Below are 13426 nucleotides of genomic sequence, written 5' to 3'. Positions count from 1 at the left end.
TTACAACTATCAATACTTTTTAGGCAGCTTTTTTTTGTTTTATTTTGTTGCCATATACAATCCAAAGATAGCTACGATAAAGTAACACGTGATTGTTAAAGCACCTTGATAATCTTTTGCTACTCGTTGTCCAAAAAGAAGTAGTAATAGCGTTACAGACGCTGAAAATGCACTTAAGATGGCATAAAAGCCATATCCGCAACATAGGAGAGCATATATTGCAGTTATACAACATAGTGCAGTAAAAACTTCAAGAATCAAAATAATCACTAATAGTAAAGGCACCATTTTGCCCATAAAACTGGCTGCAAAATGTTCTTTTAGCCAACCAACGTTTCCTTTCCAATCCACTATTTTATCAATTCCTGATTGTAAAAAAGTAATAAGTAAAAATAATTGAATTGTAATTGATACAATATGCGTCATAAAATTATCCATGATGAGTATGTTTAGTATATCAAATATAGAATAAGATTTGAAAACTAGATGTCATTTAAGAAAAGCTATAGGGTATTACAACAACGATTAACTTTTCTTATGTAATAGACGTGTAAGTTTTATAGAAAGGTCTGTAAGTACGATTTTGGCATTACCATTTCGTTCTATATGATACGCAGCATCTTGTAACTCTGTACAAATATCCATGATATTTGCTCCATGAATAAAAGGAGCAAAATTCTCGAGTTTAAAACCACTTGTAGTAGGCTCTAGAAAAACTAGATCTTTAGCGCCATAATTTAATAATAGTGCTTGTCTAAAAAAGTCTAAACAGTAGTTTAAGAATTTTTTTTGTGTTTCTCTTCCGGTTCCCGCTATAGATTCACTCCAACTAATCAAATCATTTATAGCAGATTTATTTCCTTTTGCTCTAAAGGCAGTACGTACCCATTGTATAAACCATTCTTCAAATTGATCATCACCTCCATCATGATGTAGCAAATGCAAGGCCTTACTGTAATCACCATTAGCTTGATGTGCTATTTTTGAGGCTTCGCTATCAGATAAATTCTCTTTCTCTAGTAATACATCTTTTATAACTTGTTCTCCCAGAGGTGGAAAATGTAAAACCTGACATCTAGATCTAATGGTTTGTATAAGCTGTTCTTCATCTTCTGCTATAAGAATAAATACAGTTTTTTCAGGAGGTTCTTCAATAAGTTTAAGAAGTTTATTTGATGCGGCGATGTTCATTTTATTCGCCATCCAAATAAGCATGACTTTATACCCACCTTCATAACTTTTTAGAGAAAGTTTTTTTACAATCTCTAGCGCCTCATCAACACCAATCTGTCCTTGTTTTTTTTCGATCCCTAAAGAAAGATACCAGTCAAAAATACTTCCGTAAGGGTTTTCCTTTACAAAGCTTCTCCATTCTTCTGCAAAATGATTAGAGGTAGGGTGTTTTTTTACTTTATCATTTACGGCAACTGGATAAGCAAAATGAAGATCAGGATGTGCAAGATGATCAAACTTAATATTGCAGGATTGATTACCATTAGTGTTTTCTCCATTTTCATTTTGACATAATATATATTGCGCATACGCAATTGCCATTGGTAAAGTCCCACTTCCGTTTGGACCTACAAAAAGTTGCGCATGAGGAATTCTCTTACGATCTGCACTTGTTGCCAAATAGCTCTTAATATGTTTTAGGCCTAAAATTTCTGAGAAAAGCATGGACAAATATAATGAACTCATTCATAGTTAAACAAGAAAACCTTGTGCTATGATCATATTTAAAAACCAAGGGTATTTACTAATTTTTAAACTCATTTGGCTATTTTAAGAGTCTTAATGATCACAATGAATAAAGGATATTGTAAAAATGTCTTAGTGTAAAACTGTGTTATTAGAAATTTTAAGAAGATATTTGGGATAGTTCTTAAGAGGCAAATAATAATTTGAGTGATAATAAATATGAATAACTTACCTAAAACTATCAAAATAAATAAAACAATGAGAACACTTACAGTCTTAGTTTTTTTGTTCTTTTTTCAGGCATCATCTATTGCACAAAAATCAATCGAGCAGTTAGATAAAAGCTTCGAAGAGGCATTGCAATTATGGAATATACCCGGTATGTCAATAGGAATTATTAAAGACGGAAAAGTAGTCTTGGCAAAAGGATATGGTGTTTTAAATGCAAAAGGAAAAGAAAAACCAAATAGTAAGACAATGTATGCCATTGCTTCAAACACAAAGGCATTTACGACAACAGCATTAGCAACATTAGTCGAAGAAGGAAAACTATCATGGAATGATAAGGTACGAAAATATATCCCTGATTATGAACTATACGATAGTTATACTTCAGAACAGGTTACAATTCGAGATATATTAAGCCATAAAGTAGGTTTTGCTAATTTTAGTGGAGATGTGATATGGTACAAGAATAATAGATCTGCTGCAGACCTTTTAAAAAGAATCAAATATGTCCCTAAAGCTTATGATTTCAGAAATGGATACGGTTATAGTAACTTGATGTATATGAGTGCGGGAGAAGTCATTAAATCCATTACAGGAAATTCTTGGAGTGATTATGTAAAAGCACGTTTTTTTGAACCTTTACAAATGACCCGAACAATAACTAGCATAGAAGAGCTTGGCAAATTCTCTAATGTCGCTACACCTCATAAACCTATTAAAAATGAAAATAAACCGATTACATGGACAAATTGGGATAGTATGGGCAGTGCCGGAGCCATTATTTCTAGTGTAGATGATATGTTAAAATGGATTAACCTTCATCTTTCAAATGGAAAGATTGATGATAAGACATATTTTTCCCAAGATCAACAAGAAGAATTGTGGCACCCTAATAATAGTTATAAAGTAAATTATAAAAGAAGGGCGGTATACCCTATGAATTTTTCGGCATATGGTTTAGGTTTTGGCCTTTATGATTATGAAGGGCAAAAAGTAATTACACATAGTGGCGGCTATGATGGTATGTATTCAAGAGTCGCAATGGTACCAGAACAAGGATTGGGAATTGTAATATTAACCAATAGTATGAAAAGTATTGGCGACTACCTTACATATGATATTTTAGATTACTTTTTAAATAGAAAGGATACAGATTGGCATAAAATAGGACTAAACAACTATACTAATTATACAGATTGGATCGATAAAAAGAAAAATACCATTCGTACCAAGCAAAAAAAAGGTACCACTCCTACCATTGCAAAGACCGAAATGGAAGGCAGCTATTATGATGATCTTTATGGAGCAAAAATAACAGTATCTACAAATTCAAAAAATGAACTAAAATTAAACTTTGAAGGAGCTCCGGATTTAACAGCTAAACTTGCGCATTGGCACTACAATACTTTTGAAATACAATGGGAAAATGAACACGCATGGTTTGATTTTGGAACGCTAGGCTTTATCACCAATACAAATAATGAAATAACAGGATTAGAATTTGATGTACCAAATGGAGATATATTTTTTGATGAGATCAAAGCAAAAAAACAGAATCAAAAATAAACTATGTATATAAAGTAGGTTGAGGTACTTTTTGAATCAAAAGAAACACGTACTGTAACTAAGATATTTGTATAATAGTAGGACTGAAAAGTGTTTTTTATAAGTTTAGAAAAGAGTATCTTTTAATAAAACACTATCATTTTTTTATCAAAAAAGCACTTTTTCTAAAGAATCGATAAAAGTGAAAATTTACTATCGTTTTCGAAAGAATTTTTCTGCCGATTTTTAATGTTTTTAACGAAATAGAATTATTTTCGTTGACTCAATATCAATACTGTAAGATGAAGACAATCAACGATTTTAATTTTGAAAATAAAAAAGCATTAATTCGTGTAGATTTTAATGTACCCTTAAATGATAGTTTTGAGGTAACCGACGAGACTAGAATACAAGCTGCTAAACCTACAATTATTAAAGTATTAGAAGATGGTGGCTCGGCAGTTTTGATGTCACACTTAGGAAGACCAAAGGGGGTTCAAGATGAGTTTTCTCTTCGACATATTGTAGATAAAGTATCAGAAGTACTTGGAGTACAGGTAAAGTTTGTGCCAAATTGTGCAGGACAAGAAGCTGAAGATGCAGTGGCAAAACTTGGCTCTGGTGAGGTATTATTGTTAGAAAACCTTAGATTTCATCCTAGTGAAACTGCAGGTGATGTTGATTTTGCAGAAAAATTATCAAAATTAGGAGATATCTACGTTAACGATGCTTTTGGAACCGCCCATAGAGCACATGCTTCTACAACAATAGTGGCTCAGTTTTTCCCAGAAGACAAATGTTTTGGTAGTCTGCTTGCAAAAGAAATAGAGAGTATTGATAAAGTATTGCGTAGTGGAGAGAAACCAATAACTGCTGTTTTAGGAGGATCTAAAGTATCTTCAAAAATTACAATTATCGAAAATATTTTAGATAAAGTAGATCACTTGATTGTTGGTGGTGGTATGACCTATACATTTATAAAAGCGCAAGGTGGACAGATTGGTGATTCTATCTGTGAGGATGACAAACAAGAATTGGCTTTAAATATTCTTAAACAAGCGAAAGAAAAAGGAGTTCAAATTCATCTACCAGTTGATGTATTAGGGGCAGATGCATTTGATAATAATGCGAACACTAAGGTGGTTGATGTAAAAGAAATCCCAGAGGGTTGGCAAGGGCTAGATGCAGGACCTGAAACTATGAAAAATTTTCATGAAGTAATATTGGCTTCAAAAACTATTCTATGGAATGGACCATTAGGAGTTTTTGAAATGGAAAATTTTGCAAAAGGTACTATTGCATTAGGTGATTCTATTGCCGAAGCAACTAAGAATGGAGCGTTCTCTTTAGTAGGAGGAGGAGATTCTGTTGCAGCAGTAAAACAGTTTGGTTTTGGTGATAAGGTAAGTTATGTTTCTACAGGTGGAGGGGCTATGTTAGAAAGTTTAGAAGGAAAAACATTACCAGGAATTGCAGCGATAAAAAAATAAGTTACATCAAGGTTTTGTAAGAAAAAACCTTGTTTTGGAAAAAATGAAGGAAAAACCAGTCATCTCGACTGGTTTTTTTATGTTTTTAACGCTCTGATCTTTTGTGCTTTAGAAAAAAAATGCGATTTTCGCGACGGTATTGTTGATAACATGTTAATTAGTGATTGTTTTTTAATTATTTTTGAAAGCAGTACCCGTTTTGTCTAAATTCTTTTTAATAAAGAAAGACATATACCCCTAAATCTCTAAAATTTGAAGTAAATAATATTAGGTATGAGAAAAACTACTTCTTCATTTCTTTTTTTTCTATTGGTTTCATTTTGTGCATTTGCGCAAAAAACAAAAGAACATAAAACTGCAGATACAGATAAAAGCAAAGAAATCTTGTTAGAAAAGTCTCTAACTGTTCAAAGAGATACAGTTCAGGTAGTAGATACAACTACACAGATTATTACTACAAGTAATGAATTGCAAATGACTACGCTAACTAAAACAAGTATAAAAGATAGCCTAACCTATGCAGCAAAAGACTATCCAAAAATGTCTGAGTTAGATTCTTTATGGAAACAAGAACTATACAACTCTAGTCTTTTTGATACGATTTATAAATCTGTTACAGAACTAGCATATGAGCCTGTAGAATATGTTGATTTACCTACAGATACTTTAAAAGCAAGATTAGCAGAGTTAAATGCTCGAACACCATTTAATGTAGAATACAACACTTCTTTAGAGAGTGTTATCAAAAATTACTTAAAAAACAGGCACGAACACTTGAACAGGTTGATGGCACTTAGTGAATTTTATTTTCCTCTTTTTGAACAAGAATTAGATAATCAAAATATACCTTTAGAGATTAAATACCTTGCTATTGTAGAATCAGCTTTAAAACCTAGAGCAAAGTCTAGAGTTGGCGCTACAGGATTGTGGCAGTTTATGTTTGGTACAGGAAAAATGTATGGCTTAGAAGTAAGCTCATATGTAGATGAACGTATGGATCCAATTATGGCCACCCAAGCGGCTTGTGCTTACCTTGCCAAACTGTATAAAATATTTGGAGATTGGGATCTTGCTTTAGCATCATATAATTCTGGACCAGGTAATGTAACTAAGGCAATTAGACGTAGTGGTGGTTACACTAATTATTGGAATATAAGACATAACCTTCCAAGAGAGACTGCTGGATATTTGCCTGCCTTTCTTGCCACTATGTATATCTTTGAGTATGCAGACAAACATGGTTTTAAACCCAGAAAACCAGAGTTTGCATATTTTGAAACCGATACTATTAAAGTGAAACAGATGATTTCATTAGATCAGGTTTCAGAATATATGAATATAGACATGGAGGAACTTCAATTCTTAAACCCTTCGTATAAACTTGATATTATACCGTATATAAAAGATGAGAATTATGTGTTGCGTTTGCCGTTAGATAAAATAGGCCCTTTTGTAGCTAATGAGGATCAAGTGTATACATTGGCTAAAGCCGAATTTGATAAACGAGAGAAACCGCTTCCTAAATATTTTGAAGCTAATGACAGGATTAGATATAGAGTACGAAGTGGAGATTATTTGGGAAAAATCGCCCGAAGATATGGCGTTAGAGTAAGCCAACTAAAAAAATGGAATAGACTACGTAGTAATAACTTAAGAGTGGGTCAACGTCTTACCGTATACCCAAGACGTCCCGTAGTAAATACAACTCAAAAAGCATCTTCTTCGAAAACTACTAAAGCGAAAACAGTTACTAGTACTTCAGAATTGTACACTGTTAAATCAGGAGATACGTTATGGAGTATTTCTAAGAAGTTTAAAAATATTTCTGTAGAAAACCTAAAAAGCTGGAACGATATTAGTGGCAGTGGTATTAAACCAGGTATGAAATTAAGACTTTCTAAATCATAAATACAAACACTAATAATGTATAAATTATTCTTAACGGGTATCACCTGTCTGTTCTTCTTGAATTGTTCTGATGATGACACTGATAATAATAACTTATCTTGTTGTGGAGAAGATGCATTAAGCATCGAAACAAATAATCTTTCTGGAGATACTGAATTGTTATTTTTTAATGTATTTACACCTAATGGAGATGGTTTTAATGATCAATTTGTGATTTCAGGTTTAGGAGCCTATCCCAATAATAGTATTAAGATATTTGATAGAGGTGTATTGATTTTTGAAACAGAAAACTATCACCTAAATCAAAGGTTTGGATTAGACTTGATAGACCAATCTTTTGATAAAAAAGTATTTACTTACGAATTATTGGTAGATAACGGGCAATTATTTAAAGCAAATGGTACGATTTGTGCTATTAAATCATCAGGAATTGACACTGATAAATGTAATGCGTTCAATATCACGGATCCGTTACTTGAATAAATTAGGGTATTATATTATGAAAAAACTTACACTAGTATTTATTTTTTCACTTTGTATTTTAAGTTGTACAGAGAAAAAAAAAGAGAATAAAGATACTGCCTCAAGAGGTGCAATGGCGCACTCTGTGGGTAAAATAAATGAACTTTCAGTAGTTATCGATAATGACCTTTGGAAAGGAAGAGTAGGCGATACTATCCGTAAATATTTTGGAGCCGAAGTACCAGGATTACCGCAAGTAGAACCTTTGTTTTCAATGAGGCAAATGCCCAATGCAGCATTTTCAGGTTTGGCCCGCAAGAGCAGAACATTCCTTCTTATTAAGAAAGGAAAGAAGAAAGACTATATCACATTAAAGAATAAATTTGCTACACCACAAAATGGGGTGGTTATTTCGGGTACCGAAAATGAAATTATTGAGCTGATTCATAAAAATCATGAAACGATAGTTTCAAACTATAAACTTACAGAGACAAAAGAAAAACATAAGCGGATTAAAAAATCTCTTGAAAGAATTCCGCAATTATCAGAAAAAATGGGAATCAATCTTGATATTCCTAGCGCATATCGTGTCGCAATTGAAGAGGATAAATTCTTCTGGATACGTAAAGAAATTACTAACGGAAGCATGGATTTAATGATTTATGAACTCCCTTTAGGAACGATTCCTAAAGATTCTAACACAGTTTCTAGTATTATTAAAATGAGAGATTCTATTGGCGCAGTAAAAATCCCAACATCGGCAGTAGGAAATTTTATCACCGAAGAAGCGTATGCACCTTACCTTTATGAAACTAAATTAGATAATAGATTTACTTTTGAGACTAAAGGAACTTGGGAAATTAAAGAACGCTTTATGGCAGGTCCTTTTGTAAATTATGTTATCGAGGATGTTCCAAACAATAGATTACTGGTTTTAGAAGGGTTTGTTTTTGCACCTTCGATTGCTAAAAGGAATAATATGTTTGAACTTGAAGCAATTATTAAAACAATCAAATTTAATTAGTAATTTCTCATATAGTATGATTAAATAGTGTATTTCCTTACTTTCTGTTAAGAAATTCACCCATATAGCCTTAGAAACCTGAAAAAACTGTATTTTTTTAAGATTTTTAGGAGATGGTATATTTTTTGATGACTGTTTTAAATTGCACACAAGCATTTTAAAACTTAAAAACTACCATCAAATGAGGCTATTTCTATTATTGTGGACTACACTACTACTATCTAACTTTGCTTTTTCACAAAAAACACCTTCAGAACTGCCCGAAGATGCAAATGCTAAGTATTTTGAAATACCTAGAGAGTCCCTGTATGTTCATCTTAATAAAAGCACCTATGTTTTGGGAGATCAAATCTGGTTTAAAGGCTATGCATATGATCGAAAAAATAGACTACCCTCGTTAAGAACTAAAAATTTTAATATAGAGTTATTTAATAAAGAAGGTAAAGAAGTTTACAGTAGTCTGCACCTTGGAGAAGATGGTAAAACCAGCGGAACTATTAAAATAGATTCGACCTGGAGCAGTGGAAACTATTATTTAAGAATCTCTACCAACTGGATGAATAATTTTATAGAAGATGATTCATATACGCAAAAGATTAAAATTATAAATCAAAAAATTGTTAAACAGGATATAACGCAGGAGATTGCTTACGACTTTAAGTTATTACCAGAAGGAGGTCATATCGTTTCGGGCACAGATAATACAATTGGTTTTAAATTAATAAATGATCGTGGTTACGGAGTATCATTTGATGAAGCCTATATTGTAGACCAACAAAATACTAAAATCATTTCTTTTAGATCTAATGCTTTTGGAATGGGAAAGTTTACTATACACCCCGATCCTGAAAAAAAGTATGAAGCTATTGTAAAATTGAAGAATGGAAAAGAAGTGAGAACTACTTTTCCTAGCATAGCCCCTAAAGGAATTTCTATGAGCATTAATAACCTTTTTGATGATAGTATTGTTATCGAATTAAATACAAACCCTAATACATCAAAAGATATAGAACAAAAAGAATATTATCTATTGATTAGACAAAATGGTGAGTCTAGAAAAGTAGCTGTGAGTTTTTTGTCCAATCAATATAAAAAGACGATTCATATTGGCAGAAAAGAACTTTTTGAAGGTGTTAATATCATAACACTATTTAAAGATAAAACTCCAGTTCTAGAACGATTATTGTTTAATTCAATAACCAAAATAAATACTAATGAAGTTCTTATTACATCTTCAAAAGCAGAAAAAGATTCATTATCCTTTACGATAGCAATAGATAAGAAAAAAGAGATTCAATATGATATGAGTATATCAGTATTACCAGAATATACCAAGGCATATGAGCATGATGATAATATAATATCTGCTTTAATGCTAAAAAACCACCTTAAAGGCTTTGTTGAGAACCCAAAATATTACTTTACAAATGTAGATCGAGAAAAATCATATGATTTAGATCTTTTATTAATTACACAGGGGTGGAGCAAATATAGCTGGCATAATATTTTCACATATCAACCCAAAATACGTTATGACTTTAATTATGGTATAACGGTTAAAGGGAAATTGCAAAATACCAGAGATCATGATATTGATAAGATTTACCTGTTTCCAACAAAACATAGTGCATCAAAAATTATTGATCTTGACAGTACTAGAAATAGCTTTGTAATTACTGATTTTTATCCAGAAAAGAACGAAATAGTTAAGCTTTCGGCTATCAAATCAAATGGGCGTTTTGCAAAAACAGGAGTGTATCTTCAAGTACAACCAAATAGGTTTAAAAAATCGTTTTCAGCAACTATTCCCTCAAAAATAGATGTAAACAATATTGTTTTGGATGATGTGGATATACCAGATTACTTTTTTAATAGCGAAATTCAGAAATTGGATAAAGTCGAAATTAGTGCTGTGAAAAAACAAGAGAACCTTAGTAATATATTTATACCCGATTATGTAAAAAAAAGATCTAAAGAAATTACAGAACAAGATGCCAGATCTTATCCCAATGTATTGGATTATATTTCGACCAAGGGATTTCGTGTTAGATATGGAAGTAGTGAAAATGGAAATGCAGTGAGTACAACACCTCAAGGTGAGGTTACTATAATCTCGACAAGACTTGTCTCTGCACTTGGGTCTAATTCTCCGCAAGTGTTTCTTGATGGCGTGTTACTTTCCAATTATGATATCTTGTTTAATTTTAGAACAGAAGAAGTAGAACGAATCTTTATAGACAGAACGGGTTCGATTACCGGTTTGAGAGGAGCAGGAACTATTGAAATTTATACTAGAAAAATTCCTTTGGGCGGATATAAAACAGGGTCAAAAGTTAGATCTACAGTTTCAAAACATAAAATAAAAGACGGTTTTGAGCCTAAAAAAGAATTTTATAACCCAGAATATAGTAGTTTTTCTGACCCTCTTTTTATAGACTATGGTACGATCCACTGGCAACCTGAAATTACCTTTAACAAAAAAGGAAAAAGCACTTTTAAAATTCCTGATACTTCTTTAAAGAATATTAAATTTTTTATTGAAGGAATAGGTAGTGATGGTAGTTTGGTATCAAAAGTTTATACCGTAAGAAATGTAAATGCAAATTAAAATAAGCATTTTTGATACGGTTAAATTAAACCCAAGAGTGATAATAATTACACACAAATTTTTAAGACTTAAAAACTACCATCAAATGAGGCTATTTATATTATTATGTACTACACTAGTACTATCTAATTTCTCTTTTTCACAAAAAAAAGTTACGTTGTTGCCCGAAGATGCAAATGCTAAGTATTTTGAAATACCTAGAGAATCCCTATATGCTCACCTTAATAAAAGCACCTATGTTTTAGGAGAGAATATATGGTTTAAAGGCTATGCGTATGATAGAAAAAATAGATTACCCTCGTTAAGAACCAAAAACTTTAATGTAGCCCTATTCGATAAAGATGGTAAAGAACTTCACAGTAGTTTGCACTTAGGAGAGAATGGTAAAACCAGCGGAACTATTAAAATAGATTCGACCTGGAGCAGTGGAAACTATTATTTAAGAATCTCTACCAACTGGATGAATAATTTTATAGAAGATGATTCGTACACACAAAAGATTAAAATTATAAATCAAAAAATTGCTAAAGAGGATATAACGCAGGAAACTACTTACGACTTTAAGTTATTACCAGAAGGAGGTCATATCGTCTCAGGCACTGATAATACAGTTGGTTTTAAATTAATAAACAATCGTGGATACGGAGTATCATTTGATGAAGCCTATATTGTAGACCAACAAAATACTAAAATCATTTCTTTTAGATCTAATGCTTTTGGAATGGGAAAGTTTACTATACAGCCCGATCCTGAAAAAAAGTATGAAGCTATTGTAAAATTAAAGAACGGAAAAGAAGTGAGAACTACTTTTCCTAGCATAGCTCCTAAAGGAATTGCCATGAGCATTAATAACCTTTTTGATGATAGTATTGTTATCGAATTAAATACAAACCCTAACACATCAAAAGATATAGAACAAAAAGAGTATTATCTATTGATTAGACAAAATGGTGAGTCTAGAAAAGTAGCTGTGAGTTTTTTGCCCAATCAATATAAAAAGCCTATTCATATTGGCAGAAAAGAACTTTTTGAAGGGATTAATAGTATAACTTTATTTGAGGAAGAAGTTCCTGTTCTAGAACGATTATTGTTTAACTCAATACAGACAATAAATACTAATGAAGTTCTTATTACATCTGCAGGAACAGAAAAAGATTCATTATCCTTTACGATAGCGGTAGATAAGAAAAAAGAGATTCAATATGATATGAGTATATCAGTATTACCAGAATACACCAAGGCATATGAGCATGACGATAATATAATATCTGCTTTAATGCTAAAAAACCACCTTAAAGGCTTTGTTGAGAACCCAAAATATTACTTTACAAATGTAGATCGAGAAAAATCATATGATTTGGATCTTTTATTAATTACACAGGGGTGGAGCAAATATAGCTGGCATAACATCTATGCCAATCAACCTAAAGTTCATTATAATTTTAACCATGGTATAACGGTTAAAGGAAAATTGCAAAACACTAGAAGTCAAGATATAAATAAAATATATTTGTTTCCGACGAAATATAATGCATCAAAAATTATTGATCTTGACAGCACAAGGAATAGCTTTGTAATTACTGATTTTTATCCAGAAAAGAACGAAACGATTAAGTTATCAGCAATGAAATCAAATGGGCGTTTTGCAAAAACAGGAGTGTATTTGCAGGTACAACCAAATAGATTTAAAAAACCACTTTCGTTGGATACTTTTAATACACAAGTTGACCATAGAATAACAAATTTTGATCCTATAGAGATTGTTGGTTCATTATACAGTACTAATGTTGAGGAATTAGAAAAAGTGATATTAAAAGGCTCGAATAAGAAAGAAGAGTTTCACGATGCTTTTATTTCTGATAATGTTAAAAGAAATTCTAGAAAGATAACAAAGCAGGACACACAGAATTTTCCAAATATACTTGATTACATTGTTGCAAATGGATATAGAGTACGATATGGTGATGGTGTATTTTCCCCTTTAATAGAAATAGTTGGGGTAAATACAGTATATATTGATGATGTTAGAATATCCAATCAGGACCTACTATTCAATTTACGAACTGAAGATATTGATCGAATACTAATCGATAGAAGAGGCTGGATAACTGGTTTAAGTGGAAACGGAACGTTTTTTATTTACACCAGAAAAACTCCTTTAGAAGGATATACATCAGGGTCAAAGGTTAAGGCTACAGTTTCAGAACATAAGATCAAGGAGGGGTTTGAACCGAAAAAAGAATTTTATAACCCTGAATATAGTAGTTTTTCTGACCCTCTTTTTGTGAATTATGGTACTATCCATTGGCAACCCGAGATTACCTTTAATAAAAAAGGAAAAGGGACTTTTAAAATTCCTGATACCTCAATAGAAAATATTAAGTTTTTTATTGAAGGAATGGGAAGTGACGGTAGTTTTATATCAAAAACTCACACTATAAGAAATGTAAATGCAAATTAAGA

General features: G+C 31.9%; 9 protein-coding genes. 7 read left to right on the top strand and 2 right to left on the bottom strand.

Features of this window, described 5'->3' with window-relative positions; translation table 11 throughout:
* Positions 1 to 39: 39 nt before the first annotated feature.
* Positions 40 to 438, bottom strand: a complete 399-nt coding sequence (locus tag D1816_RS16355; RefSeq protein ID WP_066315070.1) for a DoxX family protein — start codon at positions 436 to 438, stop codon at positions 40 to 42.
* Positions 439 to 525: 87 nt separating this feature from the next.
* Positions 526 to 1677, bottom strand: coding sequence for a DNA polymerase III subunit delta' (locus tag D1816_RS16350; protein ID WP_066315068.1), 1152 nt, complete (start codon positions 1675 to 1677; stop codon positions 526 to 528).
* Positions 1678 to 1956: 279 nt separating this feature from the next.
* Here D1816_RS16350 and D1816_RS16345 point away from each other — a divergent pair, with 279 nt between their 5' ends.
* The 7 genes from D1816_RS16345 (at position 1957) to D1816_RS16315 (ending at position 13424) form a co-directional block, all read left to right on the top strand.
* Positions 1957 to 3492, top strand: coding sequence for a serine hydrolase (locus D1816_RS16345; RefSeq protein WP_158597689.1), 1536 nt, complete (start codon positions 1957 to 1959; stop codon positions 3490 to 3492).
* A gap of 281 nt (positions 3493 to 3773) precedes the next feature.
* Positions 3774 to 4961, top strand: a complete 1188-nt coding sequence (pgk, locus tag D1816_RS16340; protein ID WP_118504222.1) for a phosphoglycerate kinase — start codon at positions 3774 to 3776, stop codon at positions 4959 to 4961.
* Positions 4962 to 5234: 273 nt separating this feature from the next.
* The gene (locus tag D1816_RS16335) at positions 5235 to 6869 is read left to right on the top strand and encodes a LysM peptidoglycan-binding domain-containing protein (protein WP_118504220.1); all 1635 of its coding nucleotides are present in this window, start codon (positions 5235 to 5237) and stop codon (positions 6867 to 6869) included.
* Between the two features lie 15 nt (positions 6870 to 6884).
* Complete coding sequence (locus tag D1816_RS16330) at positions 6885 to 7352, top strand: gliding motility-associated C-terminal domain-containing protein (RefSeq protein ID WP_118504218.1); 468 nt, start codon at positions 6885 to 6887, stop codon at positions 7350 to 7352.
* 16 nt (positions 7353 to 7368) lie between these two features.
* Entirely contained in the window at positions 7369 to 8355 is a 987-nt protein-coding gene (locus tag D1816_RS16325) for a DUF4837 family protein (RefSeq protein WP_118504216.1), read from the top strand.
* 181 nt (positions 8356 to 8536) lie between these two features.
* Entirely contained in the window at positions 8537 to 10963 is a 2427-nt protein-coding gene (locus D1816_RS16320) for a hypothetical protein (protein ID WP_118504214.1), read from the top strand.
* A gap of 85 nt (positions 10964 to 11048) precedes the next feature.
* The gene (locus tag D1816_RS16315) at positions 11049 to 13424 is read left to right on the top strand and encodes a hypothetical protein (RefSeq protein WP_147405007.1); all 2376 of its coding nucleotides are present in this window, start codon (positions 11049 to 11051) and stop codon (positions 13422 to 13424) included.
* Positions 13425 to 13426 lie beyond the last annotated feature (2 nt).

Source organism: Aquimarina sp. AD10 (assembly GCF_003443715.1).
In the GTDB taxonomy this organism is placed as follows: domain Bacteria; phylum Bacteroidota; class Bacteroidia; order Flavobacteriales; family Flavobacteriaceae; genus Aquimarina; species Aquimarina aggregata.
The sequence above is the reverse complement of the archived record's forward strand: the minus strand, read 5'-3'. Positions and strand labels throughout refer to the sequence as shown.